This window comes from Salicibibacter halophilus, from assembly GCF_006740705.1.
Taxonomy (GTDB): domain Bacteria; phylum Bacillota; class Bacilli; order Bacillales; family Marinococcaceae; genus Salicibibacter; species Salicibibacter halophilus.
On record NZ_CP035485.1, the window covers coordinates 2,340,940 to 2,364,059 of the forward strand.

The 23,120-nt window shown below is 43.6% G+C and carries 19 protein-coding genes; 14 read left to right on the forward strand and 5 right to left on the reverse strand.

Annotated elements, in window-relative coordinates; genetic code table 11:
• Positions 1-70: 70 nt before the first annotated feature.
• Positions 71-2,113 (reverse strand): transglycosylase domain-containing protein, encoded by a 2,043-nt coding sequence (locus EPH95_RS11415; protein WP_227003881.1) that lies wholly within the window; start codon positions 2,111-2,113, stop codon positions 71-73.
• Between the two features lie 415 nt (positions 2,114-2,528).
• Between EPH95_RS11415 and EPH95_RS11420 the strand changes: the two genes are divergently transcribed.
• From EPH95_RS11420 to EPH95_RS11445, 6 genes are all read left to right on the forward strand, one after another.
• Positions 2,529-3,488: a peptidoglycan-binding protein gene (locus EPH95_RS11420; RefSeq protein ID WP_142090089.1), complete on the forward strand. Its 960-nt coding sequence runs from the start codon at positions 2,529-2,531 to the stop codon at positions 3,486-3,488.
• A gap of 242 nt (positions 3,489-3,730) precedes the next feature.
• Positions 3,731-4,114, forward strand: a complete 384-nt coding sequence (locus tag EPH95_RS11425; protein WP_142090091.1) for a MerR family DNA-binding protein — start codon at positions 3,731-3,733, stop codon at positions 4,112-4,114.
• A gap of 24 nt (positions 4,115-4,138) precedes the next feature.
• Positions 4,139-4,534 (forward strand): AMP-binding protein, encoded by a 396-nt coding sequence (locus EPH95_RS11430; protein ID WP_142090094.1) that lies wholly within the window; start codon positions 4,139-4,141, stop codon positions 4,532-4,534.
• Positions 4,535-4,600: 66 nt separating this feature from the next.
• A complete protein-coding gene (locus tag EPH95_RS11435) occupies positions 4,601-6,346 on the forward strand; it encodes an IS1634 family transposase (protein ID WP_142087587.1) in 1,746 nt (581 codons plus the stop codon).
• 67 nt (positions 6,347-6,413) lie between these two features.
• Positions 6,414-7,640: a class I adenylate-forming enzyme family protein gene (locus tag EPH95_RS11440; RefSeq protein ID WP_227003882.1), complete on the forward strand. Its 1,227-nt coding sequence runs from the start codon at positions 6,414-6,416 to the stop codon at positions 7,638-7,640.
• Between the two features lie 3 nt (positions 7,641-7,643).
• Positions 7,644-9,371 (forward strand): acyl-CoA dehydrogenase family protein, encoded by a 1,728-nt coding sequence (locus tag EPH95_RS11445; protein ID WP_142090098.1) that lies wholly within the window; start codon positions 7,644-7,646, stop codon positions 9,369-9,371.
• A 58-nt stretch (positions 9,372-9,429) separates the two neighbouring features.
• Here the strand turns inward: EPH95_RS11445 and EPH95_RS11450 are convergent, their stop codons facing one another.
• Entirely contained in the window at positions 9,430-9,951 is a 522-nt protein-coding gene (locus EPH95_RS11450; protein ID WP_142090100.1) for a shikimate kinase, read from the reverse strand.
• Between the two features lie 121 nt (positions 9,952-10,072).
• On the opposite strand from EPH95_RS11450, the gene aroD reads away from it, so the two are divergent.
• The 6 genes from aroD to EPH95_RS18870 all read left to right on the forward strand — a co-directional run bounded on the left by aroD (position 10,073) and on the right by EPH95_RS18870 (position 16,017).
• The gene (gene aroD / locus EPH95_RS11455) at positions 10,073-10,837 is read left to right on the forward strand and encodes a type I 3-dehydroquinate dehydratase (RefSeq protein WP_142090102.1); all 765 of its coding nucleotides are present in this window, start codon (positions 10,073-10,075) and stop codon (positions 10,835-10,837) included.
• A gap of 39 nt (positions 10,838-10,876) precedes the next feature.
• Positions 10,877-12,244: a hypothetical protein gene (locus EPH95_RS11460; protein WP_227003883.1), complete on the forward strand. Its 1,368-nt coding sequence runs from the start codon at positions 10,877-10,879 to the stop codon at positions 12,242-12,244.
• A gap of 556 nt (positions 12,245-12,800) precedes the next feature.
• Entirely contained in the window at positions 12,801-13,127 is a 327-nt protein-coding gene (locus EPH95_RS11465; protein WP_264371942.1) for a class I SAM-dependent methyltransferase, read from the forward strand.
• A gap of 513 nt (positions 13,128-13,640) precedes the next feature.
• The gene (locus EPH95_RS11470; protein WP_142090108.1) at positions 13,641-15,056 is read left to right on the forward strand and encodes a hypothetical protein; all 1,416 of its coding nucleotides are present in this window, start codon (positions 13,641-13,643) and stop codon (positions 15,054-15,056) included.
• Between the two features lie 61 nt (positions 15,057-15,117).
• On the forward strand, positions 15,118-15,702 hold the full coding sequence (locus EPH95_RS11475) for a hypothetical protein (RefSeq protein ID WP_142090110.1): 585 nt from the start codon (positions 15,118-15,120) through the stop codon (positions 15,700-15,702).
• A 162-nt stretch (positions 15,703-15,864) separates the two neighbouring features.
• The gene (locus tag EPH95_RS18870; RefSeq protein WP_160141735.1) at positions 15,865-16,017 is read left to right on the forward strand and encodes a hypothetical protein; all 153 of its coding nucleotides are present in this window, start codon (positions 15,865-15,867) and stop codon (positions 16,015-16,017) included.
• 304 nt (positions 16,018-16,321) lie between these two features.
• On the opposite strand, the gene EPH95_RS11480 is transcribed toward EPH95_RS18870, so the two are convergent.
• The 3 genes from EPH95_RS11480 to EPH95_RS19515 form a co-directional block, all read right to left on the reverse strand.
• Positions 16,322-17,536, reverse strand: coding sequence for an IS110 family RNA-guided transposase (locus EPH95_RS11480; protein WP_227003884.1), 1,215 nt, complete (start codon positions 17,534-17,536; stop codon positions 16,322-16,324).
• 458 nt (positions 17,537-17,994) lie between these two features.
• The gene (locus tag EPH95_RS19510) at positions 17,995-18,450 is read right to left on the reverse strand and encodes a glycerophosphodiester phosphodiesterase family protein (RefSeq protein WP_264371943.1); all 456 of its coding nucleotides are present in this window, start codon (positions 18,448-18,450) and stop codon (positions 17,995-17,997) included.
• Positions 18,423-18,989 (reverse strand): glycerophosphodiester phosphodiesterase family protein, encoded by a 567-nt coding sequence (locus EPH95_RS19515; protein WP_264371944.1) that lies wholly within the window; start codon positions 18,987-18,989, stop codon positions 18,423-18,425. The genes EPH95_RS19510 and EPH95_RS19515 overlap by 28 nt, the downstream gene beginning before the upstream one ends.
• A 351-nt stretch (positions 18,990-19,340) precedes the next feature.
• Here EPH95_RS19515 and cobA point away from each other — a divergent pair, with 351 nt between their 5' ends.
• Together cobA and nirB are read left to right on the forward strand one after the other, a co-directional pair.
• Entirely contained in the window at positions 19,341-20,699 is a 1,359-nt protein-coding gene (cobA, locus tag EPH95_RS11490; protein WP_227003885.1) for a uroporphyrinogen-III C-methyltransferase, read from the forward strand.
• A complete protein-coding gene (gene nirB, locus EPH95_RS11495; protein WP_142090114.1) occupies positions 20,696-23,116 on the forward strand; it encodes a nitrite reductase large subunit NirB in 2,421 nt (806 codons plus the stop codon). The genes cobA and nirB overlap by 4 nt, the downstream gene beginning before the upstream one ends.
• Positions 23,117-23,120 lie beyond the last annotated feature (4 nt).

The following is a 23,120-nucleotide window of genomic DNA, read 5'->3' on the forward strand; positions in this document are numbered from 1 at the left end:
AAAAAATGCCCTCACCCGAGAAGAGGGGAGGACAAATATAACGCTTTGATTCGCACGAGCTTCTGTTGAGCTACAACTCTGTCTCATCGCTGCTAAACCAACGTTTTAATCTGTCCATGAGTTTCTCGCTCTCTTTTTCTTTTCGTTCCTCGCGCGCGTCCTCTTCCGCTTCTTCGTCATTAAGGTAAGCCGTGCAGGATTCTTCCGGCTCCGTATCTTCCAAAAAGGCTACCGTGTAAGACTCGCCGCAAGCATCATCGGCTAACAACCCGGTCTCCAAATCTATGCCTACCTCTTCGACCCCTTCAGGAGTGGAAAAGTCCTGTTTGAGGTGTCCGTCCAACCCGCTTTCAAGGGCATTTACCCAGATACGCTTTGCAATCTGCCCGTGCTCCCCGTGATCAAGCTCGGTGTTGTCATCATAACCAACCCATACACCGGTCACGAGCTCAGGCGTAAAACCGACCATCCAACTATCCGAAGGGGTGGACCCGCTTTTTCCCGCAGCCGGCCTTTGTAATAAATGGGCAATGGAATGCCCGGTGACAGCCACGTGATCATTCATGGATGGAGCAAACATCTGCTTCATTAAATCGGTCGTAATATAGGCGAGTTCCGGTTCAAACACTTGTTGTTTTTCAGGATCGGTTTCCAACAATACGTTTCCCTCGTGATCCTCCACGCGCTCCACCAAGCGATGTTCCACTTGCTCGCCGCCGTTTGCAAACGGGCTATATGCTTTTGTCAGTTCCAAGACGTTGACTTCCGAAGTGCCGAGCGCAAGCGACAAGTTTGCCGATAGCGGGCTTTCAATTCCTGCCGCTTCCGCGGTTTCAACCAGGGTTTCCGGCTCTTGAAAGACATTGGTTTTCACGGCATAGATATTATCGGAATACGCCATTGCTTGTGCCAGCGTAATAAAGTCCTCCGCATAGATGTCGTTGAAATTGCCGGGTTCATAACTGCCATCCCCATGCGGATTCGGAAAAGAGGTGGGTTCGCTTTTGAGAGGAGTTGCTGCGGTAAACCCATTCTCCAGTGCCGCGTAGTAAAGAAACGGTTTAAATGCAGATCCTGAAGGGCGTTGCGCATCAACAGCGCGATTGAATGGACTTTCGCTGTAATTTTTCCCCCCGACCATTGCTTTCACGTCGCCGGTTCTCGGGTCAACGGATACGGCAGCTCCTTGCAGCGGATCATCTTTTGGCAGTTCTGCTTCCACGTAACGTTCCGTGATTTCTTGCAACTCCGGATCAATCGTCGTATAAATATTCAAACCGCCCGCTTCAAGCACCTCAGGATCAAGGTCGTAGCGTTCCACAAGTTCTCGTTCAACGGTATCTTGGAAGTAGGGTGCTGTCGTTTCAAGTTCTTCTTCCTCTGCCGCTTCGTACGTCAGGTCATGCTCAAGGGCTTCCTCGTATTCGGCGGTGTCAAGCTCCCCTTGCTCGTGCATCATATCCAAGATCATTTGTTGCCGGTTCTCCGCCCGATCTGGATAGACATAAGGGGAATAGTAGGAAGGCCCTCGCGGCAAACCGGCGACCAAGGCAGACTGGGCGGCATTCAACTCAGAAGCTGATGTGTCAAAATACATCTGCGCGGCTTGTTCAATCCCGTATGCACCGTGGCCGAAATTAATGGTGTTGACATACCCTTCCAGGATCTCTTCTTTCGGAACATGCCATTCAAGACGGAGGGCGTAAAGCGCTTCACGGATCTTTCGATCCCAAGTTTTATCATGATTTAAAAATAAGTTACGTGCATATTGCTGCGTAATCGTACTGGCCCCTTGCGACATGGACATCGATTGAATGTTATTCAAAACGGCAGCCCCGATTCGCGTGTAATCAAACCCATGATGGTCAAAAAATTTACGGTCTTCCACAGCGATAAAAGCATCGACCACATGGGGGGAAATATCTTCGAGATCTGTCCATTCCCGTGCTTGTCCTTGGTGTTGCTCGTTGACGACTTCCCCGTCGTCACTATAAATCGTCGTTGACTGGGATTCTTCCATCGGCGGAGGACCAAGCGCATAAGCAATGCCAAAAATGACGAGCAGACCTAACGCGCCAATAATTCCCATCCCGAGCGTTAGCCGAAAAAGCACATGCCATTTATTCCTTTTCCTTTTATATGGACGCCTCGTTGCTGTTTGCACGGCTAGCACCTCATCTATGAATGGATATATGAGTCTGTTAGCAGTGTCGGTTTTTTGATCGGAAATTAAACGTTGGGATGAGAACTTCTTTATGGGTGATAAAAGAATTCTAAATGGATTACTGTACTGATTAAACATTGTTTTTAGTTGATATTCCGGGGTCGCAACCTCCATATGGACATACGGGTAGGAGTATTTGATGTATCTTTACTGTTACTGGTATGTCATTACATCTATTACAAAATGTTTGCAATTCCATTAAATTCTTTTAAAAGACCTTGCCTAAATGTTCATAGATTGCTAGATTGTTATAAGTTGGTTGAATTTAATTTCAATATATTTTTGCCAACAGGAGGCTTTATACATGATTAAATTGAAAACACCAAATTTGATAAATAACTATATTTTATCTGCCTTAGCAGTTGCATTTGTTTTCTTTGCTGTGCCGGTTGCCACAGAGGCCAGTGAAACCGAAAGCAAGTTATTAACCGAAGGTATAGAGAATAATCACGTGGAACAACTTCAGGATTTGCTTCTTGAAGAAGGATATTTGCAACAAAATGACATCAGTGGCGTTTATGACGATCAAACGTCTATTGCAGTCAAAAATTATCAAGAGGATCATGATTTGATGGTTGACGGCAAGGCTGGTGTTCAAACACTCGGTGCATTAAAAGTTCTGGAAGAAGGCGATGATCATGCACTCGTCGCTGATTTGCAGGAAACACTACAAGAACAGGGTTATTATGATGGCTCCTTAGATGGTCATTTTGATTCTGAAACCGGTGAGTCAGTAAAAGCTTTCCAATCTGAGGCCGGAATTGAAGTAGATGGATTAGCTGGTCCCGAAACTTTCGGAGTGCTTTATTATGGAACTTCTGAAGAAACGACGGATGATGCTGATCAAGCTGTGGAAGAAAAAGAGACAGTAGAAGAGGAAGCGACTGAAGAGGAAACTACTGAAGAAGAAGCCACTGATGCAGAAGCATCCGGTGACGCTTCTGCATCAGACGATGGGTCATCCGATGCGGAAGGTGAAACGTATACAATGGAAGCTACGGCATATACTGCAAATTGTGATGGTTGCAGCGGTGTAACAGCAACAGGCATTGATTTGAACAACAACCGTGACGCAAACGTTGTAGCAGTTGACCCTAATGTCATTCCGCTCGGTTCCACTGTCCATGTCGAGGGATATGGCGAGGCTGTTGCAGGAGATACCGGCGGCGCCATTAATGGCGAAAAAATCGACCTTCACGTTCCTACTCAAGACGAAGCGTTAGAGTTTGGCAGACAGGATGTTGAAGTAACCGTTCTGGATTAATTTGGGTCAGTAACAATTTATGGGGGACCAGAAAGATCTCCCTTTTGTTATTGCCTATCAAATAGAAGGTCATTTGGTTAGCCGAATGCTGGTCTATATAGTTATTTCATTGTCACAAATAACCATTAGAGCCCTTGCTATAATAATAGGAAGGGATTTTTAAGGTGATTGACACACAAAAACTAGCGTGATATTATCTTAATATCTTGACGTTAACGTAAACTGAACAAGAGGTGAAAAAAATGTCCGCCGGCCAACATAAGCAATATTCGATTAAGGAATTGGCATCGTTATTCGATATTAGTTCAAGAACGATTCGCTATTATGAAGAAATGGGCTTAATCAAGTCAGTAGACCGCGAGGAACCGAGTGAACAACGTTCTTTTACTGACAGTGAACGCCGGAGGTTGAAATTAATTCTCCGTGGGAAACGTTTAGGCTTTAGCTTGCAGGAAATTAAGGAGATGGTTGAGTTATATGAAAGCAACCCAAAAGGGCAGGAGGAGAAAAAACAAATATTGGATATCACAGATCAAAAATTGAAACAAATTGAGGAAAAATTATTTGAATTACAAACAGCAAAGGCGGACATTTTGGCATATAGGGAAAAGTTTCAAAATGACTAACGTATAGATCAGGGGGGTATCAAAATGAATACGATTCACGGAATATTGGAGCGAAATGCGAGAAAGTTTCCGGAAAAAGAAGCATTTATTACGGCAACCGCCCGACTCACTTACCCGCAAATGAACACGAGAGCGAATCAACTCGGGCGATTTCTGCAGCACAAAGGAATCAAACGTCAAGACCGCATCGCGATCGTCTCTACCAACAGCGAAAATTTCTTCTTTGCTTATTTTGCATTAATGAAAATAGGAGCCGTACCAATGCCGGTAAATGTCAAGTTGACGCCAGGGGAAGTGACTCCAATACTGGAAAACATGGAAACTTCGGGTGCTCTTTTTGAAAGCGATTTCAAACCGCAGATAGATATGGTTGAGGAGCAAACACCCCATATTTCGCGCCCGTTTAAGCGTCAAATTTAATTTTTGCAGGAATTTGGCCTTCTTGTATCAAAGTGTAGAAGGAAGCCAGATTTTGAGGTGATTCCTGTGACTGAATCCATGGAAGGTATATCGGGCTTTCAAACGGTGCGTCTCGGCTCCACTCCCGTGATTCGCCAATTGATTGAAGAAGCTGGATTGGTCGAACGTATCGATAGACTTTCTCCCGTCAAAAAGGAAGATTGCCAAGTGTCCGTGGGCACACGGATCGCCGCTTTGATCATCAACCAATTGTCTGATCGTAAGCCCCTCTTCAAGGTCGAAGCATTCTATGAAAACCAAGATGTTGAATTGCTGTTCGGCCCAGGCGTCACTGCGAGTGATTTCAATGATGATGCGCTGGGACGGGCCTTAGATGCCCTTTATAACGCCGGGCTTGAAGAGATTTGTATGCACAGCATTCAAGGGGTGCAATCCTGCGTCAACCTTACGTGGGAAGGGCTGCACGCTGATACCACGTCCTTTGTATATACAGGTGCACCCAAAAACGACCCCGATGATGAGGCGTTATTAAAAATCGTCCATGGCCACACCAAAGATCATCGCCCGGATGCTCCGCAGATTAAATTCGGGTTGACGACATCACCGGAGGGCATCCCCGTCTATGCCGACGTCTTAAACGGCAATCAGGATGATAAAACATGGAACGCGAAAGTCATGAAAGCTCTGAGACAATGGTACGAGCCGGATCAGTTGGCCCAAGCGATTTTTATCGCGGACAGCGCACTGGTCACCGAAGACAATTTAAAAATGGTCCAAGGCAAAGGGGATCAGCCAGATTTTCAGTTTTTATCCCGGTTGCCGGAAAATTTTAAAGTGGCCAAAACACTGAAAGAAAAAGCCTTGAAGGACGATGAAAATGAATGGGAAGATATTGGCCACTTTGTCAACCGCAAAGGGGCGGCTTCTTATCACACCTATCCCGCCAAAGAGAAACTGCACGGAAACCCCTACCGGTTTCTGGTTGTTCAATCCGATCAAATGGATGGTCGGAAGAAAAAGAAGATCGACAACCAACTCAAAAATGAAAAGCAAAGCTGTCGCAAAGAGCAAAAAGAGCTGGAAAGCCGGGACTTTGCTTGTGAGGCCGATGCCGAAGCTGCGCTTGCCGACTTTCTCAAGCACCATCACAAAGGGTATCATACGTTTGAAGGCACCGTGGTCCGTGAAGAGGTGCCCGGCAAACGCGAGAAACGCGGGCGTCCCAAAAAAGGGGAACCGCCGCCTCCGCCGGTCACCGTCTATCGTGCCCAATTAGAGCTGCAATCCCCGTCGGAAGAGACCCTCGAACAGCTTCGCAAAGAAGCGTCCATCTTTATCCTGGTCACCAATGCGGGCAACGACACGGCCTCCGACGTGGACCTATTGAAAGGCTATAAAGGCCAACAAACCGTGGAAAATCGCTTCCGGTTTCTCAAGGATCCGTTTTTTGTCCGACGGCTTTTCTTGGAAAAACCCCGCCGTGTCGAAGCTTTTGCTTATGTGATGATGATGAGTATGATGATTTATTCCCTGTTCGAATACCTCATTCGCACAAGCATGGAAACAGATGACGAGCCCCTGAATTTGATGGGGGGCGGTGGCCGTCGAAGCATTCGCCCGACGGGCGAAGCTGTCTTAGAACTGCTGGATACCGTCGATATTATTCACATGGAGATCGACGGTCAACTCCGACGGTTGTTTCCGGATAATCATGAGCCGCAATTGGACCGCATCCTCAGTTTGTTAGGGATGGATCGGAGCGTTTATACGACACCGTTTAGCTCAAAAGCTGTCGAAATCAATAGCCAGTAATCATAGCTCGGGCATTCCTTTGCTCGTTTGATGTCGAATGACGAGGGAATGGCTCAACATTTGTCTTGTGCATATTATTCAAAGGCATTCATTCCCTGAACGGCATGTCCATACCAACCAAAAGAAATTACCTGGATGTTGCCCTCGCGAAATCTGGGAAACACCACTGTTTCATCGTTTTTCCATTGAGTCCTCCATCGAAGAGGCAAGCGACTACTCCCCGGACAACTTGGACCTTTCCATAAATGCAAATGATGTCTGCGAGATTATGATGTTTACATCGGGAACCACCGGTGTACCCAAAGGAGCCGTCTTCACTCATGAACGTTTAATAGCGATTGCCGCGGGTATCGCGATCGAGTTTCAATTGACAAATGAGGATCGTGCTTTGACATTGATGCCGTTATCCCATTCGGCCCCGTTGAATGATTTTTTCCTTGCACCTTTCTATTGTGGAGCTTCGCATGTGATCGGTGATTTTACACCACAAGCCTTTCTACAATTTATTCATGAAGAGCGGGCAACGACGACATTTGCAGCCCCGGTAGCGTATTTGGCGGCAGCGAAAGATCCTGCTCTTTCCACTTATGATTTATCAAGCATGAGGATCTTTGCATATGGAGGGAGTCCGATGCCTTTGGCTTCCTATCAACTTGTCAGTGAAGCATTTAACAATCAAAATTTTTACCAAGTTTACGGGTTAACGGAATCAGGTCCCAATGGGTGCAAGCTCACGCCTGAGGAACACCACACAAAAGCGGGAAGCATAGGAAAAACACCGGTAGTCAACGTTGAAATGAAGGTCGTAAATGATGCAGGAGAGGAAACATCCGTAGGGAAATACGGGGAGATTGTAATGAAAGGCGACACCTTGATGGTTGAATATTACAATAATAAAGAAGAAACAGAAATGACGATTCGAGATGGTTGGCTGTACACAGGTGATATGGCTTATGTTGATGAAGACGGTTATATGTTCATCGTTGACCGTAAAAAAGACATCATTGTTCCCGGCGGAGTGAACGTTTTTCCTCGCGAAATCGAGGAAGTATTGGCCAAGCATCCTGGCATCTATCAAGCTAGCGTAGTCGGTGTGGCTGATGACACGTGGGGGGAAACGATCAAAGCGGTAATCGTAAAAGAGGGGGAGTCAAAGATAACGGAAGCGGATGTAAAAGCATTTGTTTCCGAACATCTTGCCGATTTCAAACACCCACGTATTTATCGATTTGTGGAGGAACTACCGCATAACGCCAGTGGAAAATTAATAAAACAAAAAGTTAAGGAGATGTAACCGATGCCTAAAAGCATACAGGATCAAAAAGGAATCGATTATACGAAATGGGAAGCGGGTAACGACGCCAATTGGTATGATGATGATCCGATTTTACAGCGATATGCAGAGCGATATTTGTCTGAATCAATGCTAAAGTATGTTCAATCAGACTTTTCCCGCACAGGGCAACTTGCGGCTGAATCAATTGACCGTCGAGCGGTGCATACAGATAGGGATGGCGCACCGAAACTTATTCGCTACAATCGTAAAGGCGAAGAGATTAATGAAGTTTGGTACAACGAAGGGTATTTGCAAACGGTTAAAGACGGTTACGGCACCGGGGTTGTCTCGTATCGCTACGATGAGCACGCCCCGGAACAAGTTCCTTTTATGGTTAATGCGATACTTCTGTATATGCTTTGCGAAGCGGAGTCAGGATTCACTTGTCCGGTGGGTCTTTCACAGTCTGCTGCCTTTGTTCTTGAAAAATTCGGAAGTGAAAAACAACAGCAGGATTATTTATCTTTATTAACGACGACCGACCCTGAGCTGCATCAAGAGGGAGGCACGTTTTTGACCGAGATTCAAGGGGGGTCAGATGTAGGGGCGACCGAGACAAAAGCCGTTAAACAAGGTGATCATTACTTGCTAAGCGGAGAGAAATGGTTTGCGAGCAACTGTGATGCAGAAGTTGCCATCACATTGGCGCGGGTCAATGATCAACCATCTACACGTGGCCTTGGGTTGTTTTTGATGCCGCGAACGCTTCCAGATGGTTCAAGAAATAACGTCTCTATCCGTCGCTTAAAAGATAAGTTAGGTGTTCGGGCCGTCGCGAGCGGGGAGTTGGAGTTAAATGGGGCTGTCGGCTATTTGATCGGGGAAGAAGGCAAAGGATTTAAATACATGGCCGAGGCGCTCAACGTTTCCCGCCTCGGTACTGCTCTCAGCGGAATCGCCATCGCCAGAAGAGCCTTTCTGGAAGCCGTGATTTACACGGGCCATCGGAACGCATTTGGACAAACGATTAACAGTTTCCCGATGGTCCAAGAAACACTTGTTCAAATGATCACAGCGATAGAAGCCGGTTGGGCGATCGTCGCGCAAACAATACGTAAATTTGACGAGATTCATACGTATGGGAAAGATTCCAAAGAAGACTACGCCTTGATGCGTATCCTGCTTTCCCTTGCCAAATACCGTGGCAGTGACCTTGGTGTATCTGTTGCGAAAGAAGCGATCGAGTTGCATGGAGGCAATGGTTATATCGAAGAATATGTCACGCCAAGATTGCTTCGAGATGCAGTTGTCAATCCGGTGTGGGAAGGGACTGCCAACATCCAAGCATTGGAAGTGGTAAAAACGTTGAACAAAGGTGGCGCAGAACCTTTTACGGCAGATCTTAAACGCACACTGAATAGGATTGATTCACCTACACTTCAAAATATCCGGCAACAATTAGCAAATGAAGTTAGTCAATTAGAATCGCTCATGGAACAGCTTCTCAACACGGAGGAGCATGGCCAACAGGCGGCAGCCAAAAAATTGGCGGATTTTATGTATGACCTATACGCGGCGGTCCATTTGCTCGAAGAAGCACAGCATGATCTCGAGCACAAAGGCGATGACCGCAGAGCAGAAGCAGCAAACCAATGGATGAAAATGAAATTCAAGCAGCCATCCGATCGCGGCATTTTTGCGGATGACATAAACGAAAACGTGTTTCGAAAGCTTGTTTGCTTCCAATAATGTTTGAGCTCCTTCCTTAACTTCTAGGGAGGAGCTTTTATGTGCTATAATGATTGCTTTAAAATGCAGTAATAATCTTACCACTTGCTTCCTCAGGGTCAAGGCCATCGACGGTTATTTTGAGATGGTGACGTGCATAAATCGCTTGTCGTTCTTCGTATAAGGAACGGATTTCTGATATCGTCTTCCCATGCAGCACAGGGCGGGTAGCCACAAGCATATCCATGCGATCCAGCCACGCTTGCCAAGAGATGTGGAGAAAGACGACGGTGGCATTTTCCATGCAAAGGTCGCGTATGTCTTCTTGGAGAAACGCTCCGCCACCGACAGAAACGACCGCATTTTCAACGTTAGCACCTGTTAGATAATTCGTGATTTCAGCTTTTTCTTTCGCGCGAAACGCTGCTTCCCCTTCTTTTTTGAAAATGTCCTTAATCGGCATGCCTTCCTTTTCCTCAATGATTTTATCAATATCAGCAAATGGTTTATTTAATTTTTTGGCTAATGCTTCACCGATCATTGTTTTTCCGGAACCCATGAAACCGGTAAGAAGAATCGTTTCATCTATCGATGTTGCCATACGAAAACCTCCGATTTTCTAATTTCTTGATAGCCATTGTAGCAAATCATGTTTGAAAAGTAATGAATTTAAGCGGAAAATAGAGGGAGAATGATCCGGAGAAGCGGAAGGGGACAATGAAATGAATGAGGGGTTACAACTAGCCGTTCGTGATAACGACAAACCGATCGATCCTAAAGTGTGTGTTCCGTTAGTGGGGAAGAGTCACGAGGCATTGCAACATGAAATGAACCAATTGAAACGGACGACGGTAGATATCTTTGAGTGGCGTGTGGATCACTTTGAAAATATTTCAGATGTGAACATGGTCGTCCGGATTGCAGAAGAGATTCAGCGGGAAACGAAACGCCCCTTGCTCTTTACCAGGCGTTCGGAAGCAGAAGGAGGTCAAAGGATCCCGATTGATGAAGCTCAGGTGGTAAAGCTTTATGAAGCCCTCATCACAAGCGGGTATGTGCACGGGGTAGACATTGAATTACGTCAGGCGGAAAAAGATATTTTCCATTTAAGTAAGCAAGCGAATCAGCAGGGCATCGATGTTGTTCTTTCCTATCATAATTTTACGGAAACGCCTTCGGAACAAGTGCTGGAGGAAAAATTAAATGCAGCCGTTGAGCGGGGTGCCGATGTGGCAAAGGTTGCAGTCATGCCTCAATCATTGGCGGATGTCCTTACTTTATTTCGAGTCACGGAAAAAATGAGCCGCAATATTCCGATTCCCCTGATTTCCATGGCGATGGGTGAGAACGGCATGGTTTCACGATTGGCGGGAGGGGTGTTTGGCTCGGCACTTACGTTTGCCTCGGGCATCCAAACCTCTGCCCCCGGCCAACTTCCAGTCGCCGACGTTGAGCAAGTCCTTCGTATTCTGAACCGGAATATGTGATCATAGGGATAAAGTGAAGGGTCACCTCCAACAAAGTAGGTGTTTTCGATATTTTATTTATTTTTTATCTTGGTAATTAGTTACTTATTGAGTGAAGTTGTTGCATTGGAATTTTTGGATTATGTGATTGGCATTAGTTCGATCGTGATTATATTATTAACGATTAAAAAGGCAGGTCCCCTTTATCGATGGGTGGGCCTTTCCTTCTTGATGCTTGCTGTTATTTCTTACATGACCGTCGCTCCGATTGATGAGCCTTTTGTGTCGTTGTTTGGATCGTTAGCCGGGTTGTTGTCCCTGCTGTTTGTATTGCCTTGTATGAGCGTGGTCATATCGATTGGGCGCTATGATCAAGCGCTTGGGAACATGATCAGCAGCGGTCCGCGGCCGACGGCCACTACTTTGTATCGACGAACGTCGCTTGTTACTTATATGCTCACTTTATTTTTAAATGTGGCAACGATACCGGTGGTTGTCTCAGCGGTGAATCAAAAGATTAAATCGTTGGGCAGAGAAAAAATCCAGCAATTTTTCTCCCACAGTTTACTGCGCGCGTATGCCTTCGTGTTATTGTGGAGCCCAACGGAGATTATTGTGGCTGCAAGCATTGATATCACCGGACAAAGTTATATAACATTGTTGCCCACGTTTCTGGTCATTAGCATCTTGTTTATGAGCGTCGATTGGTATTTACATAGCAGGCGTTATAAAGGCATCACCATTGATGCGCTTGAAACGGAAGAAGGCAGCGACCCACAGTACCTGACGAAAAAACTCTTGCAAATGGGCATTGCGATCACGGTTTTTATTTTGCTCGTGCTTCTGTTTAACAGTTTTGGCACCCAGACATTTTTATTTACCGTTACCATCTTAATCGTGCCGTTTACGTTTGGATGGGCGCTGTTTTTGAAACGGGGAAAGAGGTATCGTACGCTAGCTTTCTCCCGTGTGAAGGGAAACGCCCGGCAAATGCACGGATTGTTTTTCTTGTTTTTATCCGCCGGTTTTTTTGTGGAAATATTTCCGTACACCGGTGTTTTTGAGCAGTTGGACGTGATGCTTCATCATATTTATGAAAATTACACGGTTTTGCTTTTTTATGCTATTATCGGTTTTTTTATCTTCGGTCTTGCGCTGATCGGTTTTCACCCTTTAATCTCGATTGCGTTGATCACGCCTTTTCTTAGTGATGTAGTCGCGGCGTATCCGTATGGCGTCAGTGTCTTGTTGATCGGGGCAGGCCTTTGCACGATTATGGTCGGGCCGCTGAATGTCACGCCAACCATCCTCGCGATGCAATTAAGAGTAAGTCCGTATGCGATTATAAAACGGAATATCCCTTTCGCGCTTGTGTTTCTTTCGTTTATTATTTTGGTCGCTTATGGGTTTTCGGTGCTTATGAGTTAACCGGGGGTACTAAGGGAAGGAAATCATATGGTATAATGAAGACACAATAGAACGAGTTTCTCAGGGGTAGCGTTCACCTCGTCAACCGTCATGTCTGTGGTTGTCCGTCGTTCACGGACAGATGGGGGGTGATCCTTTATTTCTGTTTATGAAGCTTTGATGCTTAGCGTGGCCGTGTCTACGCTTGTTTATTTTATCGCATCGGATGTTTTCAACAGAAAAAAAACCAGCTAACCTGAGTCAAGTATGAATTTTAAGAGTAATGCTCTTTATGAGCGTTACTTTATTCCGTAAAAACGCCATATTCAAGAATAAATTTTAGTAGAGATAGGCTGTTTATCAAACCTCCATGTTATAATTTACGTGTATTCGAGGGGGGTATTTTGATTAATATGACGTATTATTCACAAATTTCTGATATATATGACCGAAATCAATACAGGATTAAGGAAGTAGACGTTGATGATGACTTAAAACAATACATTGATCAAAAAAACAAAGCGAGTATGACGTATTAGACTTAGCTTGTGGAACTTGCATTTACCTTGAGAAACAAATGAAATATTTTAATAAAACGGACATTAATTGGTTTGGGTTGGATGCTTCAAATGATATGTTGGAGATCGCAAATAGCAAATTAGAAAATGTATCTTTGATACAAGCTAATGCGGAAAATATGCCTTATAGTTCCAGCACTTTTGATTTTATTGTCAATAACTATGCACTACATCATTTTAAAAATAAAGGTCAAGCATTGACTGAAATTCACCGTATTTTGAAAAATGACGGTATCTATAAGCTACATAATAATTCGACTCATGACATGTCTCAATGGTGGGTTTATTATTACTTTCCTTCAGTTTATGGTGAAGATTTGCAGTGATATTGGGATAAATAGGTTATTTTTAACGAATTATCAAATCTGGGATTTAAGGTACAGTTGAAGATTGGTTATCGAATGGAAAAAATAACAGTTGCTGGCTATCTAGATCACGCTGAAAACAGAGACATATCCGTACTTACTTGGGGCAGTACCAGCGAAACTGTCACCAAGGGCAAAGTAGATCCGATCCGAATTATTACTGTTCGTTTTTTGGGCGTGTGAGACATTTTTTTTCATGCTGAATTCCTATGTCAATATGCTCGATATATAATTTAAAGCATAAAATGTTAGAAAAAAAGCGTTATTAACAATAAAAAGGACCTAACTACCAATAATTCTATAGATTATTCTTAGGTTTGATTGTAAAATTATTGACATAATTGTAAATGCCAATGCATGATGCCTGTATCACTTGTTTCAAAGGGGGCGAGTAATGCAAAAGTGTTTTTATGGTTTTAATATGGACTATGGGTTAAAAGTAATAACTTTGGATATTAAAAATGGAGGGCTAAAATGAAAAAAGTAATTGGAATTCCATTATCACTAGTTTTGACTGGTGTGTTAAGTACTCAGGTTACTAATGCTAATGAATCAAATGATTTGTATGTTGATAATATTGATGGCAAGGTTGTTCAGACAGAAAATGAATTACATGAAGATAATAAAGTACATTTAGACGGATTTAACATTTCTAACGAAGATGGAGCAATTGACGGAGATGCAAATCTTGTTATCAATGATTCTGAAACAGAAATTCAATTTAATGGGGTATTGTTGCCAATTAAGGGCGAAGGTTATTATACTGGTGATGTAATCGGAGATATTGAGGCGAGTAACGGATATAATGTTCTACAGTTTCACCTAGAAGAAGAGGATAATATACTTTCTTTGATCATAGAGGATTCAGAAAATGGTGACTGGATGCAATTTGAACATAGTGTAGATGATCAAAAAATTGATCATATTTATGACGAAACGAATGCCTATGCTGAAAAGCATGGAATGGGAGAGGATGAAACACAGGAGGAAGTAATTGAGCTTCTAAACATTCATAATAAAGCAGAACATGGTCAAAATCAAAAAGATTCATTGGAATTTGAAATGAGTGGGGAAGCAGATACGGATGGAGGCTTCAGCGTTGACGAGCCAATAGGTACGCAGCAATTTGAAGATTTACCAGTAGATTATTCCGAACTGAATCGGTTGTTAAGTGATCTAAGCGATTCTGGCAGTGCAAATTTATCTGATTATAATCTTCCTGAAAGCTTGTTCAGAGATTCAGGGTGGAAAAGACATCAAGGCATGAATTCTGATCCTAGGTTCACTTACCATGCTCATAGCCAAGAGCAAATTGATATGACTCTTACACAAATATCACTTTTAACAGGGTCCGCTGGTTTTACTAACCTTGAAGAAGAAGTTGCTCGATATGATTTTGCATTAACTGTAGGAGATGGCATACTAGTAGAATACGATCATAATTCGGGTGATATAGACGTAGTATTTCATGGTGCGGGTTTGGCATATATGAACCTGGAGTTAGGCCAAACTGTTCAAGAAGACACAAATGTTTATCGCAATCAGACATTAAATGGAACTAACTTAGAAAGCGGAAGTGGCAGTGGGGCAATTAACTATCTTGTAGGGTTAGTACCTTTCGGTGATAATGTTTCCGATATATGGGATGTGGTAACTCCTAATACTTCTGAAGATTTAGGACAAACGGAAGTTTTCTCAGGCCAAACGGCTGAAGAACAAAGAGAATTTCATGATGATCGAGTTTACAGTGCTATTGCTGGTGATCTTTCTAATTGGGTTATGCAAAATGTAGGTAGCAATACCTCATTTCAAGGAGAAATCCATCGATCTGGCGGACAAGCGGTTAATGTAAATTGGAGTTATAGAACAGATTTAGGAACAAATTTATGAATAAATTTAAGTCTGGGTGAAGAAATGTTTCACCCAGACTTGTTAATGGGAGTATATAATAATGCGGAATGCTAAAAAATCCTTAGTGGTTTTTTTGACACTAGTTTTACTATGTAGCTTATTTTTTAATTATCAATATTACCAAGTTAATCAAGATCACCAACGTCATTTTGCAATCTTTCTCAACGACTTTCATATAGAGCTCAATAATGCTATCGAGCGCACTGATACAATTATAAATGAGGATTATCAAGAATATAACAGTGAACTTTTGCGGTTAACACAATCATTAACAATGATAAGTCACATGCTGACCAGAAATGGGGACTATATGTATGATTTACCCCAAATAAATGAGTTAGATTATATAGAAAGATCGGTAAACATTATGATCAATGGGACTGAGTATCAAGGCTATGAAATAAAACCTTTTTTGAATAGCAATGGAATAAATGATAGTGAAGAACAATTTTTAAGAGGTATTAAAAATAAAATGGAAAAGATCCAAGGTCAATTAAATTCTAAAGAAACAACACAAGTAGATTCAACAATTAACAAAAATATGTATGAAAATATCATAACTGAAAATGCATTAAGTGAACAAGAGTTTTATACGATGTTAGATGCATATATCAAAGAAAAATAAAGCAGGGATCGCCCTAAGACTTCTTGCATATAACTTTGCGAACTGGATTCATACCAAACTTGACACAACAACTGCCATCGAAAAGCCCATTTTTACATGATTTATTTACTTGTGATTCTGTGATAGAAATCTGTCGGTCAATACAAATAAGGACTGGTGATAGTGCTGGAAGCCATGCGTTTGCTCACGGTCTATAAAGATGTTCATCATGTCCTCCTCGATCCGGAGAAGGGGTACAAGCAACGATTGCAAGGGCGAGCGCAACATTTTCAATGGGTACATGCCGTCGAGTATCACTGTGGTACTTACGAATGAAAAAAAGCTTCTCCCCACGACGTCGTTTGTGATGAGTATTGGAGTGACGTGGCTGGGAATGCAAGGGTGGTGGTCAAACACCGACATCATGTCTGGGTATCCAGCTATCCTATTGACCAAATGAATGTGGATATTTGACGTTAGGTTCAAGAAGTGTATGATAAGATTCTATGATTTCAAGAAACGAAGTGCTTTAATGGCATAAATAGTATATGTTTTGACCTAAAAAAGGCACTACTAAAGAAGCTCCAATATGTAAAATTTTGGAATTAAGAACGAGATAAAGTGCTACTTATTTTATTGTTTACTCATTAATGAAATATTCTTTCTTCGTTAACATGGCATATATCCAATGCAATAACTTATTTGCGCAAGCCATAACAGCCACTTTAAACGGCTTTCCTTCTGCCCGTTTCTTATCATAAAAGGCTTGTAAAGGTCCATTTACCTTTCCACTGAGCCCACATTTCGCGGCCATGTACATGGCACGCCGCAACTGTCTCGATCCACGTTTTGAAATCCGATTCGAGCTTGAAGTGAAACGACCTGAAGAATAGACTTCTGGATCAACACCTGCAAACGCCACAAGTTTTCTGGGGTTATTGAAACGGTCAATACTTCCGATCTCCGCAATGATGTCTGCGGCTGTAATGTCGCCTACCCCTGGAATGGAAGTGAGAAGATGATATTCCTCCATATCCTTTGTGACCGTTTTGATTTCTTTCTCTAATGTTGTTATATGCATAAGATATTGCTCTAAGAGTTTCATTTGAATATTCAGATTAATTAATAAGCCTTCTTCAATGTCTTGTATCGGAGCGATGTTAGCTAATTCAATCAGATGGTCAGCTTTACCTTCTGCCCAATTATAGTCGCGAGCAGGCTTGATGGCTTCATAAATATCATTCGCTATTTGTTCTTTGGGTGTTTCAAGTACCGATGCAGGTGTTGTATAGGATTCTAACACTTGTAGAGAAGCCTTTGAAAAGAATTTGTGAAAGAGTTTGGGATAGGTCGGAAATATTTTCTCAATCGTAGCTTGAAACTGTAATTTGATCTGCGTATGCATATCGGTAAGGCTGTCTCTTTGCCGTGTGAGTTGCCTTAGTTTAATCGCCTGTTGACTTCGCTGTTTATACGTTTCAAATTCTTCTTTGTAAAAAAGCTGTCCAAGATGATAAGCATCTGCGACGTCGGTTTTCACTCGCCGTAACGAATGTTTTCTCGTATGACTGGATATGTACGGGTTGATTACGATGGCTTCATACCCTTTTTCTTCAAGGAAAAAAATCATCGGTAAGTGATAATGACCCGTAGCTTCCATAATAAAGACTGGTTTCTGCTCAACTTCCCTCTCAAGCTTCTGGCTAAAGGCATGGAACTCCCTAAATCCTTCTTTCGTGTGTTGGATGTTCAAGATTCGTCCGAAAACGTCTTTTTGTTTCCTAAATGCTTGGATGTGACTTTCCCCTTTGGATACATCAATACCAACAGCAGGACGCAACACGATCCCTCCCATTTGTGATTAGTCACCGGTAACCCCTATGCCTATCTTGTTGTTCCATATATTCGCATGTAATACGAGATCGAGTCTCAACCAGCTTAATCTTGCTTCAACAAGTAGGGGGCGAGCAGTTTTTTATTACGGGTTCTCAGACCCAGTAACTACCACGCTCTGCCCGGCTACCTTAATCTAAGACTAGTCACTAAAAAAGGTCAACCAATATTACATGAATACCATGTAGTACTGATTGACCTTATTATACGAAGTAGCTACCCCTGAGATTGCAACCCTCGGGTAACTACTTCACGTAAACCGTGAACGCATATCCCTGAAGGATACCGTTCTGTTGGAAGGCCATTGGTGTGTGTAGCGCACACCTTTGGTCTTTTTAGTATATGATTCTTTAGCATAAGTAAACTATCTTTTTGATGCAAGTGCAAAGCGAATCACTCAAGCTTTAATCCAGGAAAGGCTTATTCTTTTTCTTGGTCTTCCAACACTGCATGTAAGCGATCGGGAAAGTCTGTAAGAATGCCGTCCACACCCCAGTCCAAGAGCTGCTTCATTTCCGCTTGATCATTAATGGTATATACGTGGATGAGCAAATCTTGATTTTGTGTTTTCTCTATAAACGCCTCGTCAAGCACTTGAGTACCTTCATCCGTTTCCAAATGTGGCCCGATACCAACCGCGTATTCTCCAATTTCTTTAAAATTTTCTTCGGTCATTTCATCCGGCTGAGGCGTAATATCCATCCATTCTTCCAATTCGCCGTTTTCTTCTTCCCACCAAAGCAATTGCACGAGTGGAATGTCATCATTCAAGTCATGCATGGTTTGTAAACTCTCCTGACTGAAAGATTGAATCACTACATTTCCTTCTTCCACTAATCCATGATCCTCTACAGTCTCCACGAGTTGCTCTTCCATCCCTCGTTAATTTCCGGTGATTTTGTTTCAATATAGTACTTCTCATCGTTTCCATACCGTTCAATGATTTCCTCTAGGGATAGGATATCTGCATCTTCATATGCTTCATCAGCTTTATCGGGGAATTCTTCGTTAAACCAGGATCCTGCATCGAGCGATTTCAGTTCATCCAAGGTATGATCGCCAATAGCGCCTTCCCCGTCCGTGGTTCGGCTAATTTCATCGTCATGAAAAGCGACAAGTTCACCATCTGCTGTTTTTTGAATATCTAATTCCAGGTAGTCAACGTTCATTTCAGCGGCTTGGTCTAAGGCATGTTTGGTTTGTTCGGGGGCATGACCGCTGGCCCCTCGATGAGCAATGACCATAAATTCTTCATCTGAAAATGTAGCTGGGTCCGCCTCGACATCGTTGTTTTCATCCGTTTCTCCGGAATCTTCAGCTTCCCCTGCTTCTTTATTCGTTTCACCGCCGCCACATGCAGTCATCACCGCAATAACAGTTATAGCGCCAATCGGTTGTAACCATGACTTTATCATGAAAACACTCCTTTCTTCAATATAAAATATTTAATATCATTTTAACATATAAAACAATATATATATATCTTTTTGTAGATAAGGATCATCCATTTATGTTAAAAAAATTAACATATAAGCAAACCTCTAAAGATCGTTCAGGGAGTTCAGAGGTTTCTCGCGGACCTTGAAGAGGGCGAGACCGGCATAGAAGAGGGGGGCTGTGCAGGAAAGTCAATCGCCATGTCTGTACTAGCTTAGTCGATAAGTTAATCTATTTTTTGTGTCAGATAACCTTACATAAATATTGTATCCCTTCCTGTATTCTTTTAGGATATACACTATCACTTCAATGAATGGGAGGAGACATCATTGAATTTAACACTGAGTGAACAAGGAATGGTCTATTTAGTGGGGGCAGGGCCAGGGGATACTGAATTATTAACCGTTAAAGGCCAACGGGTTCTTAGGGAAGCAGATGTCGTCATTTTTGACCGATTGATTAATCCTTATTTGTTAACAGAGATTAAAAATAATGCCAAGCTCGTTTATTGCGGAAAACAGCCTTGTAACCATATGCTTCGCCAAGAAGACATTCAGTCGGAAATGCTGATTCATGCGAAAAAAGGGAAAACCGTTGTGCGTTTAAAGGGCGGCGACCCCACGGTGTTCGGGCGGGTTGGTGAGGAGGCGGCAGATTTAAAGGCAAATGGCGTAAATTTTGAAGTTGTTCCGGGTGTCACTTCGGGCATTGCAGCTTCCACTTATGCAGGAGTTCCCGTCACTCACCGGGACTATTCAGGTTCCTTCGCGGTCGTAACCGGTCATCGGCGAACGGATGATGGCAAGCCGGATGTGAATTGGGACTCTTTGGCAAAATCGGTGGATACCATCTTGTTTTACATGGGGGTTCAGCAGATCGAAACCATTGTTTCAAAGTTAATGCAGCATGGCAAAGCCAAAGAGACACCGGTTTTGGTCATTCAATGGGGGTCTTATACTCGCCAGCGATCGGTGGAAGGTGATCTCACGACTATTTCGAAAAAAATTGAAAATCAAAAAATCAAAAATCCCGCGATAATTCTCGTGGGTGATGTCATTCACGCTCGCGAGCAGGTGAATTGGTTTGAACATAAACCTTTATCGGGGATGGGCATTCTCGTTCGATCCGACGAAAAAAAAGAACTGTTAAAACACCATGGAGCAGATGTCTATATTCGGAACTTAACGACAACAGGCCAGGAAATCGATCAAGCTCTGGAAGCAGGGAAAGATCAGGCGCTTGTTTTCTCGAATGGAAAAGTGATTCGGGCATTCTTGGCCGCATTGGGAGAGAGGGGGCACGATGTACGCAATTTACGCAGCACACTTGTAGCGGCGGATGAACATATAAAAAAAGAATTTTTCAAATTAGGGATGCAAGTTCGACTTTTTTCAGAGAAAACATGGATGACACCGATTTTCCTCGGCCAATCACAGACACAAGGGGAAAAGGTGGCGGAAGAACGCCTAATCAAAGAAGGCCATGTGAACGCTGTCGTATGCAGCGGAAAAGAAGAAGTGGACGATCTTGCAAGTGAGACGCTTCATTTTTTTACAACGAACCAAGATGTTGAGCATTACGCCCGTTCACTTGGTTTGAAAAGTACACCGATTAATTTTAGGGAGAGCGAAGAAGCCATCATTGCTCAATTTACCGGAACCCAAAGCAAAGGAGCTGTTTTGCAGTGAAAGAAAGACTCGTCTTGATAGGAAATGGAATGGCAGGAATTCGTACATTGGAAGAACTGTTAAAGCAGGATTCTGAGCGTTACGAAATAACGGTCTTCGGGAAAGAGCCCCACCCAAATTATAATCGTATTCAGCTTTCTTCCGTTTTACAGGGAGATACTGAACTTCATGATATCATGCTCAATGATTATGACTGGTATAAAGACAACAAAATTGAACTGATCACGGGGGATGCGATCACCCATGTCGATACGGAGAGACAGACATTATACAGTGCGGCAGGTGTGGAGAGGCCTTATGACCGTCTGATTTTCGCCACTGGTTCCAATCCATTTATGCTTCCCCTTCCCGGCGCTGATAAAGAAGGTGTGATCGCTTTTCGAAACATACAAGATTGTGAAACGATGATTAATACTTCCAAATCTTATAAAAAGGCCGTTGTGATCGGCGGAGGCCTGTTGGGACTTGAAGCGGCTCGTGGGTTGTTGAATTTGGGGATGGAGGTCGATGTCATTCATTTGGCTGACCGTTTGATGGAAAATCAACTAGACGGTGAAGCAAGCGGCATGCTGAAAGAAGAACTCCAAGCACAGGGCATGAACATCCACCTTAAGAAACAAACCGAAGCTTTAATCGGAGCCGATCGCGTAGAGGGATTGCAGTTTAAAGACGGCGAAAGTCTTGATGCCGATCTAGTTGTAATGGCCGTGGGCATACGTCCGAATATAGAGCTGGCAAAAGAAACCGGGATTGATGTCGGGAAAGCCATCCTCGTCAATGATTATATGGAAACAAGCCATGAAAACATCTATGCTGTGGGCGAGTGCGCCGAACACCGAGAGGTCGTTTACGGCCTTGTCACTCCCCTTTTTGAACAAGCGAAGGTACTTGCCTCCCGTCTATGCAAAGAGGATGGTGCCAGCTATGAAGGATCCATTGTGTCCACTTCCCTGAAAGTGTCCGGCGTTGACGTATTTTCAGCGGGGGAATTTATGGACACTGATGAAACCAAATCTATCCGAGTTCACGATGAATTTGAGGATACCTTTAAGAAAGTCGTTGTCAGAGATAATTATGTCGTAGGATCCGTGTTGTTTGGGGATACTTCCGATTCCCCGCGCATTCTCTCGATGATGCGCTCAAGCCAAGACGTTTCCGGGATGAATAAGGCAACGATTCTGCCTTCCGAGTCAGCCGAAGATAATGCCGGTTCGGCGGTTGAGCTCATGCCGGATGAAGAAAATATTTGCGGCTGCAACGGCGTTTGCAAAGGTGAAATTGTATCTGCCATTAAAGAACAAGGCTTAACAACCGTCGAAGAAGTGAAAAAAACGACCAATGCTTCACGTTCATGCGGCGGATGCAAACCACAAGTCACGGAACTCTTATCGCTGGCCACAGGGGAAGATGCTTCCCAGGCAGAAGAGCCGATATGCGGATGCACCGACCATTCCCATGAAGACGTAGTCGCAGCCATTCGCGAGATGGAGCTCACTTATATTCCTGAAGTCATGAATGTGCTTGGCTGGGAAACGGAAGACGGTTGCACCAAATGCCGTCCAGCATTGAACTATTACCTTGGCATGGTGAACCCGTTAGATTACGAAGATGATGAAAATTCCCGTTTCATCAATGAACGCATGCATGCCAATATTCAAAACGACGGAACCTTTTCCGTAGTTCCGAGAATGTATGGGGGTGTGACGGACTCGGATCAATTACGGACGATCGCGAATGTTGCTGATAAGTATGACGTTCCGCTCTTAAAAGTCACCGGCGGCCAGCGAATCGACCTCCTCGGCATCGAAAAAGAAAATTTGCCCAGCGTATGGGATGACCTCGGCATGCGTTCCGGTAACGCCTACGGTAAAGGGATGCGAACGGTAAAAACTTGTGTTGGGGAAAACTTCTGTCGGTTCGGCACCCAGGATTCCATCGGTCTCGGCATTAAGATGGAGCAAAAATTCGAGGGCATGAAAACACCCCATAAAGTGAAAATGGCCGTTTCCGCTTGCCCGCGTAATTGTGCGGAATCCGGAATCAAAGATGTGGGCATTGTTGGTGTCGAAGGAGCCTGGGAAATTTTTGTTGCCGGAAACGCCGGGGTCGACCTTAAAAAATCCGAACGGCTTTGCAAAGTGGAGACCGATGAAGAAGTGCTTGAAATAACCGCTGCTTTCTTGCAACATTACCGGGAAAACGCAAGATACTTGGAGCGTACCTCTCATTATATCGATCGTGTAGGGCTTGATACGGTCAAGAAGGTAGTTCTCGAAGACGAAAAAGAAAAAGCGGCACTAAATGAGCGCATGGATATCGCCTTATCGATCGAGCAAGATCCTTGGACAGACATCGTCGATAGCGAAGACAAACAAAAAGATTTATTTGAAAAGAAACAAGTGTCAATCACAACCTAGGGAG

What these genes read in the sequence shown, in the direction of transcription:
- EPH95_RS11420 (WP_142090089.1), top strand. Translation starts at nt 2,529, where the DNA reads ATGATTAAATTGAAAACACCAAATTTGATAAATAACTATATTTTATCT.
- EPH95_RS11425 (WP_142090091.1), top strand. Translation starts at nt 3,731, where the DNA reads ATGTCCGCCGGCCAACATAAGCAATATTCGATTAAGGAATTGGCATCG.
- EPH95_RS11430 (WP_142090094.1), top strand. Translation starts at nt 4,139, where the DNA reads ATGAATACGATTCACGGAATATTGGAGCGAAATGCGAGAAAGTTTCCG.
- EPH95_RS11445 (WP_142090098.1), top strand. Translation starts at nt 7,644, where the DNA reads ATGCCTAAAAGCATACAGGATCAAAAAGGAATCGATTATACGAAATGG.
- EPH95_RS11450 (WP_142090100.1), bottom strand. Translation starts at nt 9,951, where the DNA reads ATGGCAACATCGATAGATGAAACGATTCTTCTTACCGGTTTCATGGGT.
- aroD (WP_142090102.1), top strand. Translation starts at nt 10,073, where the DNA reads ATGAATGAGGGGTTACAACTAGCCGTTCGTGATAACGACAAACCGATC.
- EPH95_RS11465 (WP_264371942.1), top strand. Translation starts at nt 12,801, where the DNA reads ATGAAATATTTTAATAAAACGGACATTAATTGGTTTGGGTTGGATGCT.
- EPH95_RS11470 (WP_142090108.1), top strand. Translation starts at nt 13,641, where the DNA reads ATGAAAAAAGTAATTGGAATTCCATTATCACTAGTTTTGACTGGTGTG.
- EPH95_RS11475 (WP_142090110.1), top strand. Translation starts at nt 15,118, where the DNA reads ATGCGGAATGCTAAAAAATCCTTAGTGGTTTTTTTGACACTAGTTTTA.
- EPH95_RS11480 (WP_227003884.1), bottom strand. Translation starts at nt 17,536, where the DNA reads ATGGGAGGGATCGTGTTGCGTCCTGCTGTTGGTATTGATGTATCCAAA.
- EPH95_RS19510 (WP_264371943.1), bottom strand. Translation starts at nt 18,450, where the DNA reads ATGGAAGAGCAACTCGTGGAGACTGTAGAGGATCATGGATTAGTGGAA.
- EPH95_RS19515 (WP_264371944.1), bottom strand. Translation starts at nt 18,989, where the DNA reads ATGATAAAGTCATGGTTACAACCGATTGGCGCTATAACTGTTATTGCG.